The organism is Nostoc sp., assembly GCF_036917655.1.
In the GTDB taxonomy this organism is placed as follows: domain Bacteria; phylum Cyanobacteriota; class Cyanobacteriia; order Cyanobacteriales; family Nostocaceae; genus Nostoc.
Genome location: NZ_JBALCY010000073.1, coordinates 102,371 through 121,756, shown reverse-complemented (window position 1 = coordinate 121,756; position 19,386 = coordinate 102,371). Strand labels below are relative to the sequence as shown.

General features: G+C 41.5%; 21 protein-coding genes. 13 read left to right on the top strand and 8 right to left on the bottom strand.

What is annotated here, in order from left to right:
- Positions 1-448 precede the first annotated feature (448 nt).
- The 3 genes from V7K30_RS27025 to V7K30_RS27015 all read right to left on the bottom strand — a co-directional run bounded on the left by V7K30_RS27025 (position 449) and on the right by V7K30_RS27015 (position 3,148).
- Positions 449-1,126, bottom strand: a complete 678-nt coding sequence (locus V7K30_RS27025; protein WP_335004610.1) for a DUF2834 domain-containing protein — start codon at positions 1,124-1,126, stop codon at positions 449-451.
- 132 nt (positions 1,127-1,258) lie between these two features.
- Positions 1,259-2,347 (bottom strand): heat-inducible transcriptional repressor HrcA, encoded by a 1,089-nt coding sequence (gene hrcA, locus V7K30_RS27020; RefSeq protein ID WP_335004608.1) that lies wholly within the window; start codon positions 2,345-2,347, stop codon positions 1,259-1,261.
- A gap of 441 nt (positions 2,348-2,788) precedes the next feature.
- Positions 2,789-3,148: a rhodanese-like domain-containing protein gene (locus tag V7K30_RS27015; RefSeq protein WP_335004606.1), complete on the bottom strand. Its 360-nt coding sequence runs from the start codon at positions 3,146-3,148 to the stop codon at positions 2,789-2,791.
- 198 nt (positions 3,149-3,346) lie between these two features.
- Here V7K30_RS27015 and V7K30_RS27010 point away from each other — a divergent pair, with 198 nt between their 5' ends.
- The 4 genes from V7K30_RS27010 (at position 3,347) to cysE (ending at position 6,988) form a co-directional block, all read left to right on the top strand.
- Positions 3,347-5,023: a DUF3352 domain-containing protein gene (locus V7K30_RS27010; protein WP_335004604.1), complete on the top strand. Its 1,677-nt coding sequence runs from the start codon at positions 3,347-3,349 to the stop codon at positions 5,021-5,023.
- A gap of 95 nt (positions 5,024-5,118) precedes the next feature.
- Positions 5,119-5,478 carry a hypothetical protein gene (locus V7K30_RS27005; protein WP_335004602.1) on the top strand — a complete coding sequence of 120 codons (360 nt, stop codon included), beginning with the start codon at positions 5,119-5,121 and terminating at the stop codon, positions 5,476-5,478.
- Positions 5,479-5,607: 129 nt separating this feature from the next.
- The gene (locus V7K30_RS27000; RefSeq protein WP_335004600.1) at positions 5,608-6,099 is read left to right on the top strand and encodes a hypothetical protein; all 492 of its coding nucleotides are present in this window, start codon (positions 5,608-5,610) and stop codon (positions 6,097-6,099) included.
- Between the two features lie 124 nt (positions 6,100-6,223).
- Complete coding sequence (gene cysE / locus V7K30_RS26995; RefSeq protein WP_335004598.1) at positions 6,224-6,988, top strand: serine O-acetyltransferase; 765 nt, start codon at positions 6,224-6,226, stop codon at positions 6,986-6,988.
- Positions 6,989-7,077: 89 nt separating this feature from the next.
- On the opposite strand, the gene V7K30_RS26990 is transcribed toward cysE, so the two are convergent.
- On the bottom strand, positions 7,078-7,662 hold the full coding sequence (locus V7K30_RS26990) for an Npun_F5749 family FMN-dependent PPOX-type flavoprotein (protein WP_335004596.1): 585 nt from the start codon (positions 7,660-7,662) through the stop codon (positions 7,078-7,080).
- A 70-nt stretch (positions 7,663-7,732) separates the two neighbouring features.
- On the opposite strand from V7K30_RS26990, the gene V7K30_RS26985 reads away from it, so the two are divergent.
- The 7 genes from V7K30_RS26985 (at position 7,733) to urtE (ending at position 15,436) form a co-directional block, all read left to right on the top strand.
- The gene (locus V7K30_RS26985) at positions 7,733-8,617 is read left to right on the top strand and encodes an isopenicillin N synthase family dioxygenase (RefSeq protein WP_335004594.1); all 885 of its coding nucleotides are present in this window, start codon (positions 7,733-7,735) and stop codon (positions 8,615-8,617) included.
- Complete coding sequence (locus tag V7K30_RS26980; protein ID WP_335004593.1) at positions 8,618-9,763, top strand: NAD(P)/FAD-dependent oxidoreductase; 1,146 nt, start codon at positions 8,618-8,620, stop codon at positions 9,761-9,763. It begins immediately after the preceding gene.
- A 192-nt stretch (positions 9,764-9,955) separates the two neighbouring features.
- Positions 9,956-11,272 (top strand): urea ABC transporter substrate-binding protein, encoded by a 1,317-nt coding sequence (urtA, locus tag V7K30_RS26975; protein ID WP_335004591.1) that lies wholly within the window; start codon positions 9,956-9,958, stop codon positions 11,270-11,272.
- 166 nt (positions 11,273-11,438) lie between these two features.
- The gene (gene urtB / locus V7K30_RS26970) at positions 11,439-12,599 is read left to right on the top strand and encodes an urea ABC transporter permease subunit UrtB (RefSeq protein ID WP_335004589.1); all 1,161 of its coding nucleotides are present in this window, start codon (positions 11,439-11,441) and stop codon (positions 12,597-12,599) included.
- 27 nt (positions 12,600-12,626) lie between these two features.
- Positions 12,627-13,745, top strand: a complete 1,119-nt coding sequence (gene urtC, locus V7K30_RS26965) for an urea ABC transporter permease subunit UrtC (protein ID WP_335004587.1) — start codon at positions 12,627-12,629, stop codon at positions 13,743-13,745.
- The gene (gene urtD / locus V7K30_RS26960) at positions 13,720-14,466 is read left to right on the top strand and encodes an urea ABC transporter ATP-binding protein UrtD (protein ID WP_335004585.1); all 747 of its coding nucleotides are present in this window, start codon (positions 13,720-13,722) and stop codon (positions 14,464-14,466) included. Before urtC ends, urtD begins: the two co-directional genes overlap by 26 nt.
- Positions 14,467-14,737: 271 nt before the next feature.
- Positions 14,738-15,436, top strand: a complete 699-nt coding sequence (urtE, locus tag V7K30_RS26955; protein ID WP_335004583.1) for an urea ABC transporter ATP-binding subunit UrtE — start codon at positions 14,738-14,740, stop codon at positions 15,434-15,436.
- Here urtE and V7K30_RS26950 read toward each other — a convergent pair.
- The 3 genes from V7K30_RS26950 to V7K30_RS26940 are packed head-to-tail and all read right to left on the bottom strand — an operon-like array spanning position 15,399 to position 17,310.
- Positions 15,399-16,139, bottom strand: a complete 741-nt coding sequence (locus tag V7K30_RS26950; RefSeq protein ID WP_335004581.1) for a hypothetical protein — start codon at positions 16,137-16,139, stop codon at positions 15,399-15,401. The genes urtE and V7K30_RS26950 overlap by 38 nt on opposite strands.
- 8 nt (positions 16,140-16,147) lie before the next feature.
- Positions 16,148-16,477, bottom strand: a complete 330-nt coding sequence (locus V7K30_RS26945) for a hypothetical protein (protein WP_335004579.1) — start codon at positions 16,475-16,477, stop codon at positions 16,148-16,150.
- Between the two features lie 50 nt (positions 16,478-16,527).
- Positions 16,528-17,310, bottom strand: coding sequence for an ABC transporter permease (locus V7K30_RS26940; RefSeq protein WP_335004577.1), 783 nt, complete (start codon positions 17,308-17,310; stop codon positions 16,528-16,530).
- Between the two features lie 149 nt (positions 17,311-17,459).
- On the opposite strand from V7K30_RS26940, the gene V7K30_RS26935 reads away from it, so the two are divergent.
- Entirely contained in the window at positions 17,460-18,071 is a 612-nt protein-coding gene (locus V7K30_RS26935; RefSeq protein ID WP_335004575.1) for a DedA family protein, read from the top strand.
- Positions 18,072-18,148: 77 nt separating this feature from the next.
- The gene (locus V7K30_RS26930; protein WP_335004573.1) at positions 18,149-18,682 is read left to right on the top strand and encodes a hypothetical protein; all 534 of its coding nucleotides are present in this window, start codon (positions 18,149-18,151) and stop codon (positions 18,680-18,682) included.
- On the opposite strand, the gene V7K30_RS26925 is transcribed toward V7K30_RS26930, so the two are convergent.
- Positions 18,679-19,236 carry a hypothetical protein gene (locus tag V7K30_RS26925; RefSeq protein ID WP_335004571.1) on the bottom strand — a complete coding sequence of 186 codons (558 nt, stop codon included), beginning with the start codon at positions 19,234-19,236 and terminating at the stop codon, positions 18,679-18,681. The two genes, V7K30_RS26930 and V7K30_RS26925, sit on opposite strands and share 4 nt — an antisense overlap.
- Between the last annotated feature and the right edge of the window lie 150 nt (positions 19,237-19,386).

Below are 19,386 nucleotides of genomic sequence, written 5' to 3'. Positions count from 1 at the left end.
CAACCGATATAGATACGGTTGTTGGTGCTGGTAATCCACTCGCAAAACCGCTCCCATACGTTGGCGCTTGAGCGCTGTTGTAAGGTTGCTGTCATTGTTTTATAAGTGCGCTTGGTTGTTTATGAATTAGGTAGCTTTGACTACCTGTTACACATCTTAAATAATTTATTGCGTTTTGTAAAGTACTTTCAGAAAAAATTTTATCTTGGGATTTACGCACCCGCAACAGAAAATCCCCAATCCACTGAAAAAGGGGACTTTGCGTAAATTCTGTTCTAGAAATTTTGTAGAAACCTCTTAACTAAACACTTTTGATATCTATTTCGGTGGTATGCGAATGCTCAAAAAACCGCAGAAATGCTGATATAAGTTTCAGGGGCAGCTTCCGGGAAGTCTGTAGCAAGATCCCGCAGGGTGCGCCTGCGTCGGGCGATCGCGTAATTCTTCTTTAATTTGCAGCTGGCTGCTGACTGGGTATTGCTTCTACACCCACTTCTGGTAGAGGTGGACGCACAGATAAATAAATCAACGGGCCGAATAGCGGTATCAACGCTATTAACCAGAACAACTGCGGATTTTTCCAACCGCGACGCGCCATATCATCCCCTACTAATGCGGGAAACAATAGGCAAAGTAGACAGAAATCTAAACTCATCACATTAATAAAGCGGTTAGTTTGCCACTGTTGGACAAAATTACCCCAATCTCCTCCTGTTAAACCATAGGTAACTAGAATAACCGTGGCTACCGTCAAGACAACCCCAGTCACACGAGAATCTAGCAGCTTGAGCAAGGCATTCTTTTTACCGACAAACTTATTATTTGGTTCTCTAAGGGCTAAGTAGGGTAACAAGGCAAATATCCCGACTGCGAAAGAGGCGATCGCAAATAGCCAAGCAGGTATTTTTTGCCCTCTACCATCAATAAACACTACTGCGCTGTAGATTAGTGGCCAGATGCCCATGAGGTTGAATAGTGCTATGACTAACGGGTTAATACCTTGCCACTGGCCAATAGAAATGTTTTTAATCAACTCGAATGTACCAGGTTGCTCAGGAGGCGCGAGGAAAAAAGCATAGGTAATGAATCCCAGCCACAGGACGCTAAAGACAATTTTTCTAATCATGAAAGATTTAGGTAGTATTAATGATTGATTTTGCCGCTATAAATTGGGCTATCTGCCTGCTATGGTATTATTCTCTTGTCTAAACCCGTAGCGGCTTGTCCCTAGACATCACCATAATACGATTAATCCTTATTAAGGATTGAAATAACTAAAAGCTTCTGAGAGGTAATCAGCAGCAGATGCCACGACTGCGATCGCACTTTCATAATCTAGACGCGTTGGCCCCAAAACTCCCACACTTCCTACTGGTATTGAACCTCGGCGATAGTTGGAAGAAATCAAGGTGCAGGTGCGTATCGGTTCTAATGGATTTTCTGCGCCAATGCGAACCGTTACCTTTGGTTTGCCAGCATCCTCCGGTTCTGGTTCCTCAAAGATTAATCGCCACAGTTGGTCTTGTTCTTCTTCCAGTAGGTGGATAATCGTTTGTACCTGCTGTAACTGGGAAAATTCTGGCTGGCGCAAAACTTCTGACACACCCCGAACCATAATTTGTGTTGCAGTCGGTGCAAGAGTGCGACGGGTCAATTCGGCAACTGAATTTTTCAAGAATTCCCCGTAGCGCTGGAACTCCTGATCTAGTTCGCTCCAGTCAAGATAGGCTAATTCCAACAAACTTCGCCCCCGTAAGTGGCTATTCAAAAAGTTAGAAACAATCTGCAACTCGCGATCAATTACCTCTGGATCGCGTTGTGTTTCCTCTGGTATTGGCGACAAATCCATCAACTTGGAATGTGTCTCATAACCATCTGTTACCACAATCAGCATGATCCTTCCGGCTTCAATTTGCACTAATTGCAGATGTCGCACTAGCGCTGTAGTTGTTTGCGGCATAGTGATCAAGCTAATGCAACCACTCAAGGTTGCTAAAATCTGCGCCGCTCCTTGTAGTAGGGTTTCTAAACTCCAATCTTCCCACTGGAGATGCTTTTGCAGTGCCACCTCTACTTCTCGTCCTAAAGTTTCGGAAGGTGTAATTAGCTGGTCAACATAAATGCGATAGCCTGAGTCTGAAGGTACACGTCCAGCAGAGGCATGTGGTTGGTAAAGTAACCCAGACTTTTCTAAAACGCCCATCACATTGCGAATTGTGGCTGAACTTACACCCAGGTCGTACTCATCAACCAAAGCTTTTGAACCAACAGGCTCTGCTGTGGCAATATAGTGACGTACCGTTGCCCAAAGTATATGCTGTTGTCGATTTGTTAACTGGACTTCCATATGGGATGTTTTACTGAAGGCAAATTTTAATCAAACTCTGAAAAAATTTCTGTATTTGATCGCAAACAGAGATTATTAATAATTGATTAATTAAGATAGCAAATTATACACTTATATAATGATAAGTATTTTGAAAGTTTACGTCCAGAATTTTTTGAGAGTGCGCTTGAAATAGGAGCTAGGCTTGGACTGCGAAAGCTACCTTTACTTAGAGTTATTACAGTATTTTTGCATACCTTTGAAATTATAACAGTATTATTGAATACGTATTTTTCTGTGATAGCTGATATGTTTGGGTCGAAAAGCTCCGTGAATATATACTCACTAGCGAAACGTGTAAACTTTACCCTCAAAACCCTAAGTTGATCCAGTTCTATTTTTAGAATAGCAGAAGCCAGCTGGAAGAGTAAGTCCCAGCTGAGTCATGGATTCAGTCAGAAATTAATACTGGGGAATTGAAGGGTCAACTAATAAGGAGTAGGCATCAATACCACCTGAAATGTTTTGAACATTTGTAAAACCTTGAACAATTAACCACTGACACATTTGGGCAGAACGGATGCCGTGGTGGCATAGCACTAGGGTTTCAGCTTGAGGATTGAAGAGAGTAGGTACTTGATCTGCCCATTCGGCAAATTGACTTAAAGGTAAGTTGACAAAGCCCTCAATGCTAGCGATCGCCAATTCTTGTGGTTCACGCACATCTACTAGCTGAATATTTGCATCACTAGAAGATAGACGTTGTGCCAGTTCTTCTACACTAATATGGTTCATGGGTTGACTAAAAGAGTTCCCTGTCATGAGGTTTCTGTAAACAGTCCTAATACTATTTATGGTGACAGAAAATCTTTGCCTTGGCATGAGCATCCATTCTCAATAGGACACGGGGATATTTTTATTCTTTGCGTCACCGCGTCTCCCTCTCTCTGTGTCCTCTTCATCAAGGGGCTGGGCTTTCTGCTTAAATGGCTGTAAATTGTCTTTTTTAATAGGTTTAATGTGAATAGGCAACGTTCATTCATCGGTTTTATCGTCGCAGGTGCGATCGCACTGCTAGTGATTGCGATCGCAGGCTTTTACTGGTTTTTCGCCAAAAGTCCGGCTAACCTCATTGGTTCTACCTCCCAGCCTGGTGCAGCCATATTTGTGTCGAAACTTTCGCCTGTAATGGTTTCATTGCTAGCGAATCCTGACCGTTTGCAGGCGCTGGAGCGGGAAGAAGAACTATCTAAACTCAAAACCAGTTTATTCGCCAAGAGTGGCATAGATTACAAACAAGACATTCAACCCTGGTTAGGGGACGAAATTACATTAGCTATCACCACCTTAGATATCGATCGCGATCGAGAAAACGGACAGCAGCCAGGGTATCTGTTGGCACTAGCAACCAAGCAACCGGAGAAAAGCCGCGAGTTTGTGGAGTTGTTGTTTTCCAAACGAGCATTAGCTGGAGCAAACTTAGCTGTTGAACAATACAAAGGCATAAAGCTGATTTATGACAATCAGGAAGTAATCACAGAAGAGAAAATCCAAAATTATCTAGCTGGTGCTGTTGTTGGTGAAGGGTTTGTGTTATTTGCCAACGATCCGAAGGTGCTGCGAGATGCTATCAATAACGTGCAAGCGCCCGATCTGAATTTGGCCAGTTCGTCTGAATACCAAAAAGCTAGCAAAGAACTGCCCAAAGGGGGTTTAGCTGTAGCTTTCTTGAATCTTCCCATTGTGGCAAAATGGCAAGGGTTAGAGTTACCAGAACAACTTTATAACAGCCAAATCATATCCTTGGCGTTGAACCCCAAAGGATTGCTGGCGGAAACTACCTTTTTGACTTCATCGGAAATTCTCGCTCCATCTGCACCACTATCTAAACCTGTGGGAGCATTGCAGTATATTCCAGCGTCCGCAGGTTTGGCAATTTCCGGCTCAAATTTAAGTAATTTGCGTGAGAGTGATTTAGCCAAACTCTGGAGACAAACAACAGCTACTATATATGGTTCTGGGGAAGATGTGGTTTCTCGGTTAGCAAAACCCTTAGCGGATATTCAAAAACGCTGGGGTATAAACTTCCCAGAGGATATTTTCAGTTGGGTACAAGGAGAATATGCCATAGCATTGTTAGCTGAGAAAGAGCAAATAACCCCCCATTGGATTTTTGTAGTGGAAAAATCCGAGAATGTAGAACAAGGTGTTACTCGTTTGGATGCGATCGCCTCATCCAACGGACTCAGCATCAGTCCCTTGACTATAGACAAGCAAAAAATCTCCGCCTGGACAGAGTTAACCACTGCTACAAAAAAAACTGATGTTAAAGAAAGAGCATCTTTCAGCATTGAAACAAAAGTGCGGGGATTGCATACAACTTTAGGAAATTACGAAATTTTCACCTCTGACTTAGAGACTATGAATGAAATCCTTACAACCAAGGATAATTCCATAATTGACAATCCCAATTTCAAAGATAGTATTGCTGCGATTCCCCTACCAAACCAAGGCTATATATATCTTGATTGGACAAAGAGCCAGAATTTGTTAGAGCGTCAAGTACCGATTCTCAAACTAGTGGAAGTCTTAGGGAAACCGTTTTTTGATAATCTGCGATCGCTTACAGTTAGTAGTTATGGAACTGACACGCGAGCGCTTAAAGGTGGCGTTTTCTTCAAACTCAATAATTCCTGATATTTTCACATAAATTCAAAGTGTAAAAGGTAAAACAATTCTTTACCTTCTACACTTTTTTATCATAAATTAAAAATAAAACTAGAAGTTACACCATGAAGTATACGTATATTTTAAGAGTTGATTGTGGAAAAGACAAAATAAAAATAGTCAGTAATATTTTGGGTGTTGATACCAATTCCAATAATTATTGGGAGCAAATACTTATTGAAGAAGCTTTAGATCCTCCAGTAAATTTTGTAGATAGATTTTTAAAGATTATAGAAGGCAAATATCAGAAGCTTTCTATGGTTGGAGTTCACAAAAATGATATATTCGTGTGGATGTATTATGAATATGATGAGCAGTGTAATATGTCATTTTCACCTGTAGATATGAAACGTCTAGGAGACAATCAAATTACTTTATGTATTTCATGCTGGGAAGCGCATAGCAAAGATGCTCATAGCAATTAGCTGTTTACTTCCAAAAATATCTCTTGTGGCACATTTTAATGTGGCACAATCAACTGGGATTTCACTGAAATTTGTTCATTAGAATGTGTATATATCATTACTAACTTAACAGCCTGGTGGAGGGCTACTATGAAATACTGTCGCCCCCGACTTCAGTTTAGCGGCGGTTGGCTGTTGGCTATACTTACCGCCATCACAGCTACCCCTGTAATAGCAGAGACAGCAAATTTTGGTACTTTCAATTTATCAACAAACTTTGATCCAGCACAAGGAAGAGTGCAGGGCTTTACAGGTGGTTCTTACTCATTGTCTGCCATAAGTAACCGCGATCGCGATCAAAAAGCCTGTATTGGTTTTGCCGATCCTAAGCCAGATCATATTATGGTTTTGGAAAAGGACTTTTCCCAGATGACAATACAAGTCGATAGCAAGGGAAACGACACCACTTTACTGATCGAAGGCCCAGATCAAACGACAATTCGTTGCGGCGATGACACTGGCAAAAGTAAAGATGCTAGCGTTAGCGATCGCAACTGGAAAAGTGGTACATATCGGATTTGGGTAGGTACATTTAATCCTGGGGTCAAGCATGACTATACTCTGACGGTGGAGCAGCAGTGATGGGGAGTGCTGAGTTAGGAGTTAGGAGTCAAGTGATTAATGCCCCATTCCCAATTTTTATGTGTAACACCTGAGAGGATACTATGGGATAGTAGCTTGTTGTGCTTTCCGAGGGTGCTATCTCGTGCTATCTATACTGCGTGCTGACTTTCGTATCATATTTGAACGTGACCCAGCTGCCCGTAACTGGTTGGAAGTTTTATTTTGTTACCCTGGTTTGCAAGCCCTACTATTCCATAGGCTGGCTCACTGGCTGTATACTATTGGTCTTCCCTTTATTCCCCGCCTGATTTCTCACTTGGCTCGGTTTTTGACTGGAATTGAAATCCATCCTGGTGCAGCAATTGGGCAAAGTGTGTTTATTGACCACGGCATGGGTGTCGTAATTGGTGAAACTGCGATCGTGGGAGACTATGCCCTAATTTATCAAGGTGTCACCCTTGGAGGTACTGGTAAAGAATGTGGCAAGCGCCATCCGACTGTGGGTGAAAATGTCGTATTTGGAGCTGGAGCGAAGGTACTGGGCAATATCCAAATTGGCAATAATGTCCGTATTGGCGCTGGGTCTGTTGTTCTCAGGGATGTCCCTTCTGACTGTACTGTGGTAGGCGTGCCTGGGCGGATTATATATCGTTCTGGAGTCCGGGTTGCACCTCTTGAACACAATAACTTACCAGATTCGGAAGCCGAAGTGATTCGTGCTTTAGTAGACCGGATTGAGGCGCTGGAAGAACAAATACAAACTCTTGGGCGCACCAACTCTTCTGAAAAAACTCCTGTATTGGTAGGTTGTGTAGCTTCTAATCAAGCTTATTTATCACAAGATGCTCCTGTGTGCAGCCTTAAAGATAAGGCAATACAGCAGTTTCTAGATGGTGCAGGTATTTAAAGAAAGTTAGGAGTTAAGAGTTAGGAGTGAGGAGTGAGGAATAAAAATTATCTTTGCACCTTCCAAGTCATAACTCCTAACGGACAAAATTAAGGATTAATTTCTTCACAAAACCATTCTTGATTTTCATCGCGGCCATAAAATCTTCTATTTTGTGGTTCGCCGCGTAATTCTAAGTGGTCTACCTGCACTGGGTCGAGTAGCAGTAGGGAAAAATTAGGCACTGCCTGCACGGGGTCGGGTGCTGGTGGTGCAAAGGTTTCTGGAGGTTCAACTCTGGGTTTGCTAGGATGAGGCCAAGCAAACTGTAAACGTGCTGCATCACTCAGTTCTTGCCAAATGGAAATGCGGGCTGGCTGTAAATCTTGGTGAGAATCATCATTTCCTACCAGAGTCAAACAGCCACTAATACGGAATTGTTCTCGTGTATTGGGGAAGTACCAGCAAATTTCTGCCCAAGGTTGTTGCTGTATCTGGTCGGCTTTAGCGCTACGGCTATCTATGATAAATTTTAGCTGGTTTGTATCTTCCAGAAAGCCGCGAAAGACTAGGGTACGATTAGCGGGGCGACCGTTAGCCTGCACCGTTGCTAGTTGGAGGTAACGGGCATAAACAAGGCTGCGGTTGCGATCGAGTGCATGAGCGATCGCGCTTCGCCAAGGAGCAAGAGACATTGTAAACTTCCGTACCTAAGTATTGAGTATAATACTGTTAATAAAACACAAATTTTCTAATTATATATAAATGGTTACAATTCCAGTAATAGATTTAACTGCTTTTACCACTGGCAACACAATAACTCGGCAAACTGTTATCAAACAAATTTATCAAGCTTGCCATGAAATTGGCTTCATGTACTTACAGAATTCAAAAATATCAAAAGACCTAATCAGGCAAGTATTCACTCACAGCAAATCTTTCTTCAATTTACCCTTAGAAGTTAAGCAAAAGCAAGCTTGGAGTGATGAGTTTAGTAACACGGGTTATGTTGGTCTTGAGAGAGAACGTCTTGACCCCAACAAACCAGGCGACCTGAAAGAGGCGTTTAATGTAAACAAACAAGCGGTTGTAGGGATAGATACTTCTATTCTCGCCTTTTATGATAGTTGCACAGAACTTGCTAACACGATACTGCAAGCATTTCCTTTGGCATTGGAATTGCCAGAAGATTTTTTTATCACAAGACACAATCAACAAAATCATACCTTGCGATTGCTCCATTATCCCCCATTGCAGACACCACAGAAACCCGGACAGGTGCGTGCCGGTGAGCATTGCGATTATGGCAGTATTACTTTACTTTTCCAAGATGACGTTGGCGGGTTGGAAGTACAGACAGCATCTGGAGAGTGGATTGCCGCACCTGCGATTCCTGATACTATGGTAGTTAATACTGGCGATTTAATGCAACGGTGGACAAATAATATATTTTGCTCAACCAAGCATCGGGTAATGATTCCCGGTGATAACAGGGTGAACCAGTCCCGGTATTCTATTGCTTTTTTCTGTCATCCCAATGATGATACAAAAATTGCTTGTCTGGAAAGTTGCCAAAAAGAACAATCGCCTATTTATCCCCCTATCCTTGCGGGAGAGTATCTTTTAAGTCGTTTACAAGCTACATATTAGATGAAAACCTACGACTGGATTGTAGTTGGCGGTGGAATTACGGGTGCTGCACTCGCCTACGAACTTGCTAAAACTGGCTTTTCTGTACTTTTGTTGGAGCAATACAGCAGACCACAAAATGCAACTCGCTATAGTTATGGTGGGCTTGCTTATTGGTCGGCAAATACACCACTAACTCGTCAATTATGCGAAGAAGCGATCGCGCGTTACCATATCCTATCTCAAGAGTTAGACGCTGATATCGAATTTCGGGAATTAGATTTATTACTAACTATTTCAGCCGCCAATGACCCAGAAGCAACTGCTGCATCATATAATGATTTTGCCATTCCACCCCGTTTACTGAGTGTCCAAGAAGCTTGTGAGTTGGAACCGCAGCTAAATCGAGAGGCGATATCTGGTGCTTTAACTGTTAAACACGGTCATATTCACCCAGAAAAAACAGCAAAAGCTTACATCCAAGCCTTTGAACGGGCTGGGGGTGAAATGCAGATTACCCAAGTATTACAAGTACTGCAAGATGGTGTAAAAACAACTACTGCAACTTTCCACAGTGCTAACGTTGTCATTTGTGCGGGTGGACTCAGCCGCCAGCTTTTAAAATCTGCTAGTATTCCCATCAAGCTGTATTTTACCCACGCAGAAATAATTGAAACTCCATCTGTAGATGTGCAGTTACGCACCTTAGTTATGCCAGCTAATGTGCAACGGTTTAAACTAGAAGCTGAATCTACTCAAGTTGATGAATTGTGGAATCAACCAGGTAATGAGCCAGTACCGCCAATTTTAGATGCGGGTGCGATTCAGTTTCAAGATGGTAGCTTTCGCATCGGTCAAATTAGCCGCGTTCTCACAGATCCTCATGCCAAGATAAACTCAGAGGTAAGTGAAAAATGGTTGCGAAGAAGTGTCGGTGAAGTGTTACCAGCTTTGGAGAATTTAGCAGGAACTTGGCATCATTGCTTGGTGGCATTTAGTAGCGATCGCCTGGCCTTGATTGGTACTATCCCAGGATTTGAGAGTGTTTATCTATTCTCTGGGTTTAGCAATCCTTTGGTGATTATACCACCTTTGGCAAAGCGCTTTGCTAATTTTGCATCTGGCAAGGAAGATGAAATTATTATCCAGTTATCTCTTCATCGCTGACAATAATTTCACAATCCTAAGCTTAACAAAGATTAATATTGTAAAGTTATTTTTTTATTACAAAAACAAACATTTTGTATAAGATGTAACTTTTTACTAGTAAACTATCGCACTATCATCACACTTTAAAGTTTGATGTTGTCAGCTTTCTATTAAGTTAGTTGATTCATCAAGAGGAAAATTCATAAAGATATGAGAAGACAATTTAACCGACGTAAGTTTTTGATCTACGGTTCTCTAACTTTCGGAAGCAGCTTTTTTTTAAAAGCTTGCGCGAATAATTCCCCAACTGCTACAGAGAGTCCAGTCGCACCTCCTACTGCTTCCCCAGCGGCTGCTACTGCTGGTGACACAATCAAAGTAGGTATTTTGCACTCTTTGAGTGGCACAATGGCTATTAGTGAAAAAAGCGTTGTCGATGCTGAAAAATTAGCAATCAAAGAAATTAACGCCGCCGGTGGTATCTTAGGTAAACAAATTGAAGCAATTACTGAAGATGGTGCTTCTAACTGGGATACTTTTAGGGAAAAGGCAACTAAGCTAATAGATCAAGATAAAGTCGCTGTAGTTTTTGGTTGTTGGACTTCTGCTAGCCGCAAGAATGTTAAGCCAGTATTTGAGAGCAAAAACCATATGCTCTGGTATCCTGTGCAGTACGAAGGTCAAGAGTGTTCTAAAAATATTTTCTACACTGGCGCTGCGCCAAATCAACAAATCGAACCATCTGTTGATTGGCTGTTGAAAAATAAGGGAAAAGAATTCTTCTTAGTTGGCTCGGACTATGTTTTCCCCCGCACAGCTAACACAATTATTAAAGCCCAACTAGAAGCTTTAGGTGGTAAAACAGTTGGCGAAGATTATTTACCGCTAGGTAACACAGAAGTTACACCGATTATCACTAAAATTAAGCAAGCTTTGCCTAATGGAGGTGTAATTTACAATACTCTAAATGGTGATAGCAACGTTGCTTTCTTTAAACAATTAAAAGGGGCTGGATTGACACCAGAAAAATATCCCTCCATGTCTGTCAGTATTGCCGAAGAAGAAGTTAAAGCAATTGGTGTAGAGTATCTCAAAGGTCACTACGCAGCTTGGAATTACTTCCAAACAGTAGACACACCTGCTAATAAGAAGTTTGTTGCAGCTTTCAAAAAAGAGTACGGTGAAAATCGGGTAACAAATGACCCAATGGAAGCAGCCTACATTGCAGTTTATTTGTGGAAGCAAGCAGTAGAAAAAGCTGGTACTACAGACATAGCTAAAGTGAGTGCTGCGGCGTATGGTCAAACCATAGATGCACCTGAAGGTAAAGTAACAATGGACGTCAATCATCACATATCCAAAGTTGTGCGGATTGGTCAAGTAAGGCAAGATGGTTTGTTTGATATTGTTTATGCTACTCCGACAGCAGTTGAGCCAGTTCCTTGGAATCAATTTGTAAAAGAGACTAAGGGATTTGCTTGTGATTGGAGTGACCCTGCTAAGGGTGGTAAGTACAAGAAAATCTAATTTGTAAAAATCTCTTTGAAATTCTCGTTTCCAGGTAGAACCTGGAAATGCGCCTTATTGCGGCTCTGCCATTTCTACAGGAGGCGGAGCCTCTCAATAGGCATTCCCAGTCAGAGACTGCGAACGAGGTACTAACTACTAGCTAATAGCTGTTGTGGAGAAATAAGTGTTAACAGGATTCTTAGAAGCTGTATTTAATGGTATTAGTATCGGCGCTGTATTATTAATTGCCGCGTTGGGATTGGCGATTATATTTGGATTGATGGGTGTCATCAATATGGCGCATGGTGAATTGATGATGTTCGGTGCTTATACAACATTTGTTGTCCAAAATGGCTGTAAACAATTGGGCGGGATGTGGTTTGAAGTTTATATATTTTTGGCTTTGATTATTGCTTTTATGTTCACGGCTGCTGTGGGATTAATCTTAGAAAGAGGCGTGATTCGTTATCTCTATGGACGCCCTTTAGAAACCCTACTAGCAACTTGGGGAGTAAGTTTAATTTTTCAACAGTTTGTTCGCAGCGTGAATTGGGTATTGATAATTGGCATAGCTATATTTTCTCTGTTATTTTTTGGAGGTTTATGGATTTTAAATTCTCGCACAGATTTGGGAAGAGTTCGTAACTGGATAGTGGCGGTGATATTTTTATTATCGCTAGGGGTGACAATCACAACGGGCAATTTATTGAGTCAAACTTATCAGTTAGCAGTGACTCAACCTTGGTTTGGCGCTCAAAATGTGGATGTAACTGCACCTACTTGGTTACAAGCGGGGATGTCTTTAGGTGGTGTACAATTACCCTTTGCCAGGTTATTTATTATTGCTTTAACAATAATCTGTGTGGCGGGAATTTATTTATTTTTACAACGTTCTAGCTGGGGTTTAAGGATTAGGGCTGTGACGCAAAACCGGAGTATGAGTGCTTGTTTGGGTATCCCAACTCAAAAGGTTGATGCTATCACTTTTGCACTGGGTTCTGGTTTAGCTGGTGTGGCTGGATGTGCTATTAGTTTACTTGGTTCTGTAGGGCCAAATACGGGACAAAACTATATTATTGATACTTTTATGGTTGTTGTCGTTGGGGGTGTGGGCAATTTAGCAGGTACTATTGTGGCAGCTTTGGCTATTGGTACGGCTAATTTTTTAATTGGTTCTGGTACTCTGGCTTTGTTGTTGACTCCTGTTAAACCTTTGGCTGATTTTTTTACTTTTTTTGCGACGACGAGTATGGCGAAGGTGATGGTATTTGCGCTGATTATTGTGTTTTTACAATGGAAGCCTGGGGGAATTTTTCCGCAGAAGGGACGTACTGTTGATGTTTAAACCGCAGAGGCGCGGAGGGCCCAGAGAATGAGGAACAGGGGAGGAGGGTTATTAATTGAGGTGGGTGTGGTGCTTGCGATCGCACTCTTCCTTATAATTATTATGCCAGTGGTACTTTCGGAGTTTCGCCTGAATTTGTTGGGGCGATTTTTGTCGCTGGCGATTGTGGCTTTGGGTATTGATTTGATTTGGGGTTATACTGGTTTACTAAGTTTGGGACATGGTATTTTCTTTGGTTTGGGTGGATATGCGATCGCAATGTACCTGAAACTCCAAGTCCCTACTGGTGAATTGCCTGATTTCATGGGGCTTTATGGCGTCACGGAACTTCCCGTGTTTTGGAAACCTTTTTATTCGTTTCCTTTGACAATAGCTTTTGTGGTACTAATTCCAGGGTTATTGGCGGGATTGTTGGGATATTTGGTTTTCCGAAATCGCCTCAAGGGAGTTTATTTTTCTATCTTGACTCAAGCCGGAACTATTGTATTTTTCAATTTCTTTAACGGTCAACAACAACTTTTCAACGGTACAAACGGACTCATAGATTTTACAACTTTGTTTGGGGCAACGGTTAGCGATGCAAAAACGCAATTTGTTTTCTACACGCTGACTGTAGTGTTTCTCGCAGCCACCTACGGCATTTGTCGCTGGTTGACAACTGGACGCTTTGGCAGATTGTTGATAGCGATTCGTGATGATGAAAGTCGGGTAAGATTTTCTGGCTACGACCCTACAGATTATAAGGTATTGGTGTTTGCAGTTTCAGGTGCGATCACAGGCATAGCAGGAGCATTTTACACCATTCAAAGTGGTTCTGTCTCACCGAGAGCAATGGATATTGCCTTTTCGATTGAAATGGTGATTTGGGTAGCTGTAGGCGGACGCGCTACTTTAATTGGCGCAATTGTCGGAACTTTGTTAGTAAATTATGCCCGCACTTTTTTAAGTGAACAATTTGCAGAAATCTGGCTATTTTTCCAAGGCGCACTATTTTTGATAGTCGTCACAGTGCTTCCTGACGGCATAGTTGGATGGTTGCGCGGTCATAATATCCTTCTTTTCAACCGTCGTCAAGAAATTATTACATATCCCACCTTGGAAGAAGACCCCGAAGTGCAACATGAACGCGAAAATATTGGAAACTGAAAACGTAACTGTTAGTTTTGACGGGTTTAAGGCTTTAAATCAGCTAAACTTTAGCATGGATGTGGGTGAATTACGGGTAGTAATTGGCCCCAATGGTGCGGGAAAGACAACATTTCTGGATGTGATTACAGGGAAAGTACAACCAACCGTTGGGCGAGTTTTATTCAAAGGTAAAAACCTACGTTCTTTACCTGAACATCAAATTGCGCGGTTAGGAATTGGGCGCAAGTTTCAAACACCCCGAATTTACTTAAATTTAACGCCCCGTGAAAATCTAGAAATTACCAGTAATAAAAATAAAAATGTCTTTTCTACTTTGTTTGGGCGTTCTAATACTGCCGAAAAGAATAGTATTAAAGGATTATTAGAAACTATCGGTTTAACTCCTAAAGCAGACTTCAGAGCAGCTTTACTTTCTCATGGAGAAAAGCAGCGTTTAGAAATTGGGATGTTAGTAGCACAGTCACCAGACTTATTACTTGTTGATGAGCCAGTTGCGGGTTTAACAGATGAAGAAACTTACAATATTGGCGAGTTACTTTTAGCACTAGCTCAGAGTCATTCAATTTTAGTCATTGAACACGATATGGAATTTGTGCGTCAAATTGCTCGGAAGGTGACAGTCTTACATGAAGGTTCGGTGCTGTGCGAAGGCAATTTTGAGGAAGTTCAAAATGATTCCCGTGTTATTGAAGTATATTTGGGACAACAGCAAGAATGAAAAACTTGATAACTTCTCTTCTCTACGAGAGGCTGCGCCAACGAGACGCTACGCTAACGCACTTTCTATTCATCTGGTAATTCTGGTCGGTTTGCGCTGTTAAACACCTGCTCTACTGTTAGCGCCCAATCAGCAATTACCACTGATTCCATGCAAGTCTGTTATTGCCATTCCTATTCCTGAACCCCTTTCGCTCGGTGATATAGTAGTTGCTGGTGTTATCGGGTTGTGGATGAAACATAAGTAAAATTCATTTGCAGTCAGTTTTCTAATGCTAAAAATCTCTAACCTTAACGTTTATTACGGCGAAAGCCATATTCTCCGCAATGTAGATTTAAGCGTACCATCTGGGCAAATGATATGCCTGATTGGACGCAATGGTGTAGGTAAATCTACATTACTCAAAACAATTATGGGTTTACTCAAACCCCGCAGTGGTACAATTAACTTAGCTGGAGAATTAATCAACTCGAAATCGCCTGACCAAAGGGCAAAGTTAGGAATTGGTTATGTCCCCCAAGGACGAGAAATTATCCCCCGGTTGACAGTCAAAGAAAATCTGCTGTTGGGGTTGGAAGCAAGAAAGAAGCAGGCAAAAAAATCAGAAATTCCAGAGGAAGTTTTTAGCTTATTTCCGGTGTTAAAAACGATGCTTTCGCGGATGGGTGGTGATTTGAGTGGGGGACAGCAGCAACAATTAGCGATCGCCCGTGCTTTAATGGGAGAACCTCAATTACTCGTCTTAGATGAACCCACTGAAGGTATTCAACCCTCCATTATCCTAGAAATTGAAGCCGCAGTCCGTCGTATCGTTGAAACCACAGGTATTTCTGTTTTATTGGTAGAGCAACATTTGCACTTTGTCCGTCAGGCTGATTACTATTACGCTATGCAAAAAGGTGGTATTGTCGCTTCCGGTTCCACCACTGAACTCAGCCAAGATGTGATTCAGCGCTTTTTAGCTGTTTAATTTTTGATATTTCTATATCGATTGTATCTGAAGCAATCAAGTTTGCTGCTTCTTGTAAAAGCTCATTCTGTTCCTTTTGAATTGCTTCTAAGCGACTAGAAATTTCTACTAATCGTTGTTGTTTATTTGGTTGAAAATTTTCAGGTAGTAAAGTATGCAGGCTATCAGTTGTTTTAGCACCTGTGATTCGTCTAACACCAAAGCTGCCAACTTTAACTAAGGTTAGAAAACTAACTTGAATAAAAGCTTGAATTAATTTTATCGGTACTTGGAGTATTGACCAACTAGCTGTTTCAATCAAGCGGACAATTGCTTTGATGATGCTCCAAATGAGAGCAAGTGCAAATAGCAAAATCACTATACTAATAATTGGGTGATTAGCCGCCCAACCTAGTATTTGAACTAACCGAAAAAATATCGGGTGTTGTGTCAGCCAATCACTTACAGAAGATGTCATTGCATCTTTAACTGCTCCCGATGTTGTACTCTTAAATTTATCAGCAGTTTGCCAAGTTTGCTCTAAGCTTGTCGTAACTGTATCAATTGCTTTATCAGTCGTTGTAGTGGCTGTTGCCTTCAAAGACTCCCCAACTTGTTGTGCTGAGTTACTTAGAGAGTTAACGCTTCCGCCCACAAAATCTTTCACATTTTGCAAGCGTTGTAAAACTCCGTTAGGCAAATGTATGTCTATTTGGGATTCCATAAAACATTTCACAGAGGTTGAAATCGAACCCGCAACCCATCTTTGGGGCGATTAGGAATTCCCATTGTATCTAAACTATGATTGGGTAAGATTTCCCAATCATAGCTGCGTAGAAGATGGGCAGCAATAATCTTCATTTCCATTTGGCTTGACAAAACCAACTCTAATGCTTCCGGCCCTACCATGACTACAGTCGGTCTGCCAAGAAGATGAGTTTTGAAGATAGGCCCATACTGGCGATAGCGCTTTTTGCCAAAGTCACGGTCAAAAACAAAGGATAGTGTTTCACCTAATACAGGTATACCAAAGCTTCCAGGAGGAATTTGATTACTTTTCATGTTACTCCAACAACTCTGGGCAAGGTGCTGCCTTCTTTACGCTCCTCTCTCTAACTCGAAGCACTGGTATAAAACCGCAACGCAAATCGCCAAAACCAAGTAGAAGCGAAAAACAACGCTAGTGCTAATATTGCCGCACCTATCAACCAGCTAATTTCACTGCGACCCAGCAACGCCTGGGCTGGTACAGTAGTTAAAAAAGCCACTGGCATTACAAAGGTGAAGAAAAAGCGGTAAGCAGTGGGATATGCGGCGATGGGATATCGTCCAGCTTCCAATAAACCACGCAACACTTCCGTAACGTTGTATATTTTGACGAACCAGATACTCGTTGCTCCCAGCATAAACCACAGGCTATATAAAATCACGAAGCTGAACAATAACGGCAGCACACTAAGTAGATAGTCGTCTATCCCTACACCAAGGCGTTTACCTGCATAGCCAATAATAATACTACCAAAAACTAGATCCGGCAGTCCCCAAGGTGAAAGGGTATGAGTGGAAAGCCAAAACTGACTGCGGATAGGTTTTAATAATATAAAGTCCAAAGTGCCTTCTTGGACATGGCGGACAATGCGATTCAAGTTCGACGCTAGAAAAGTAGCAGAAAATCCTTGCAGTAAGGTAAAAATTCCTATAACTACTAAAGCTGCTTCCCATGACCAGCCACTAAAAGTATAGCCAGTGCGGTAAAACAAGAATAGTCCAAAGAGGCTGCCTGCAAGATTTCCCAAGCTGCTGAGGGTAGCTATAAAAAAGTTAATCCGATATTCCAACTCAGATGCGATCGCAGCACCCCAAAATAGTCTTAGTACTTTCAAATATCTTTGCATCTTGCACCTATAACCTAAAACCTGCCATCTGTCATTACATTTCCCAAGATTACACAATAACTTTACGTAAATTTAATATTACTTTTTATTCAGGAAAATTGCTAAACGTTAAGATATTTTAGGCTTATTCTTTAACGGTAAAAGATTTTATGCATTTAAATTTACCAGACCTAATTACAAAAATTGGCTACTTTGGGGTATGGACAATTGTCTTTGCTGAATCTGGCTTGCTAATTGGTTTTTTTCTGCCGGGAGATAGTTTGCTATTTACTGCTGGATTTCTCGCATCTGTTCCAGAACCCGTGTTTAACATTTGGGTTCTGATTTTTGGTTCTTTTGTTTGTGCAGTCCTTGGTGATAATGTTGGCTACACTACAGGATACAGATTTGGCAGAAAGTTATTTCAGAAAGAAGATTCATGGTTGTTTCATAAAAAACACCTGGTAAAAACCCAGAATTTTTATGACAAGCATGGCAAAAAAACGCTAGTTTTGGCGAGATTTACACCGATTATTCGCACTTTTGCGCCGATTGTAGCTGGGATTGGTGCTATGCATTATCGGACATTTCTTTCTTACAACTTAATTGGTGGCTTCCTTTGGACATTCGGCATCACCATGTTAGGGTTTTTCTTAGGAAAATCTCTGCCACCTGAACAGGTAGATAAGTATTTGTTACCGATTATTGGATTAATTATAGTTATTTCTTTAGTGCCATCGATTATTCATGTAATACAAGAAAATAGAGCAAACAAAAGTTGAAAGATTTTTCGTAATTTATGGGGATTATTAATTTTGGATTCGGAGCGTTCGCCCTTGGCGTCTCGCAGAGAAGCGACGTGACTTCCTTAAACATCAACCTCTATCTGTTCCTAGAAAATCTCGTCTTTTTCTTAATTGCCACACTTTTTATTGTGGTTGTGAACTGGGGGTGGAAACACACAAAACCTTATACTCTACCTTTACCATTTCCACCTTGGTATAAAATCTGGTTTGGCTCAGTGATACTCCTTGGAATAGTGCCGCCATTAGTGGTCATGCTATTGTGGGGTGTGTGGTGGGGCGATCGCAGTGTGTTAACAGTGCTTGGTTGGTATTTTATCGTGTTCGGGTTGCAAATCATCTCTGAGTCAGTAACGCTCAGGAAGTTGCAAAATGTAGTCTGGGTGATGGTTCCTTATATATACCTGCCTTACCGATTCTGGCAGTTGTATGAGGGTTTGACACTTTTGGATTCTAAAAGCGAGTTGCTGTGGGTACGATATTTATTGGTTTTTGAATTGGTGATGTGGATTGTTAACTACGCCATAGATGTGTCTCAATTGCCACGGCTGTTTCGCTGGGAAGTAAAATCAAACTCTGACGTTAGCTAGGGATTAATCGCAGAATTAGCCATTTTTACCAAAGAAGTGCGATCGCCTGCTTTTATTCCAACAACATATTCTACACCCTGTTGTCTCCAAGTCAAGGTAGCATCTGAGCAACCAGCACCACAAGTAAAATCTACAAAATAGCCAGTGATTCCCTTAGCTAAGGATACACGTTTACCACTAAGGCGGGGTGTTTTGTGGGTTACGGCTTCAGCAGAAACAACGCCCAAACGACAAGCAGAAGCACCATAACAGTCGGGACTGAAACCCAGCAAAATCTCATACTTTTTTTGCGTAGCAGTTTCTACAATCGCGTAAATTGGATTTTCCCCATCCGACTCAGGAATAAACTTCGGCAATAAAATCTTAATTTGAGTCTTTTGCTTTAATTTGGGCAGAATAGATTTAAAAACTGGGTGTAGCTGGATTTTATTTTGCTGTGCTATCACTTGGGACTGGTTGTTTATAGTGGCTATGGCTGACTTGTGAAAGCTGGTAACGCTGACTAATAAAAATACGCCACACACAGCACTGGTATTTCTCAAGCTTAAAATCATCTTTTAAAACCTATTTCATCTAAAGTACTTATTTGTAATACCCATTTTGAGTATCAATACCTTAGCCAAAAAAAGAGTATGAAGAGATAGGGCTGATGTAGTAGAGTTATAGTCTTCCAAAACGACAACTCAAAAGCCACACACAGCCCA

Bases quoted from the DNA above. Each gene is read 5' to 3' on its own strand.
- V7K30_RS27025 (WP_335004610.1), bottom strand. From the start codon at position 1,126: ATGATTAGAAAAATTGTCTTTAGCGTCCTGTGGCTGGGATTCATTACC.
- hrcA (WP_335004608.1), bottom strand. From the start codon at position 2,347: ATGGAAGTCCAGTTAACAAATCGACAACAGCATATACTTTGGGCAACG.
- V7K30_RS27015 (WP_335004606.1), bottom strand. From the start codon at position 3,148: ATGACAGGGAACTCTTTTAGTCAACCCATGAACCATATTAGTGTAGAA.
- V7K30_RS27005 (WP_335004602.1), top strand. From the start codon at position 5,119: ATGAAGTATACGTATATTTTAAGAGTTGATTGTGGAAAAGACAAAATA.
- V7K30_RS27000 (WP_335004600.1), top strand. From the start codon at position 5,608: ATGAAATACTGTCGCCCCCGACTTCAGTTTAGCGGCGGTTGGCTGTTG.
- V7K30_RS26990 (WP_335004596.1), bottom strand. From the start codon at position 7,662: ATGTCTCTTGCTCCTTGGCGAAGCGCGATCGCTCATGCACTCGATCGC.
- V7K30_RS26985 (WP_335004594.1), top strand. From the start codon at position 7,733: ATGGTTACAATTCCAGTAATAGATTTAACTGCTTTTACCACTGGCAAC.
- V7K30_RS26980 (WP_335004593.1), top strand. From the start codon at position 8,618: ATGAAAACCTACGACTGGATTGTAGTTGGCGGTGGAATTACGGGTGCT.
- urtA (WP_335004591.1), top strand. From the start codon at position 9,956: ATGAGAAGACAATTTAACCGACGTAAGTTTTTGATCTACGGTTCTCTA.
- urtC (WP_335004587.1), top strand. From the start codon at position 12,627: ATGAGGAACAGGGGAGGAGGGTTATTAATTGAGGTGGGTGTGGTGCTT.
- urtD (WP_335004585.1), top strand. From the start codon at position 13,720: ATGAACGCGAAAATATTGGAAACTGAAAACGTAACTGTTAGTTTTGAC.
- urtE (WP_335004583.1), top strand. From the start codon at position 14,738: ATGCTAAAAATCTCTAACCTTAACGTTTATTACGGCGAAAGCCATATT.
- V7K30_RS26950 (WP_335004581.1), bottom strand. From the start codon at position 16,139: ATGGAATCCCAAATAGACATACATTTGCCTAACGGAGTTTTACAACGC.
- V7K30_RS26945 (WP_335004579.1), bottom strand. From the start codon at position 16,477: ATGAAAAGTAATCAAATTCCTCCTGGAAGCTTTGGTATACCTGTATTA.
- V7K30_RS26940 (WP_335004577.1), bottom strand. From the start codon at position 17,310: ATGCAAAGATATTTGAAAGTACTAAGACTATTTTGGGGTGCTGCGATC.
- V7K30_RS26935 (WP_335004575.1), top strand. From the start codon at position 17,460: ATGCATTTAAATTTACCAGACCTAATTACAAAAATTGGCTACTTTGGG.
- V7K30_RS26925 (WP_335004571.1), bottom strand. From the start codon at position 19,236: ATGATTTTAAGCTTGAGAAATACCAGTGCTGTGTGTGGCGTATTTTTA.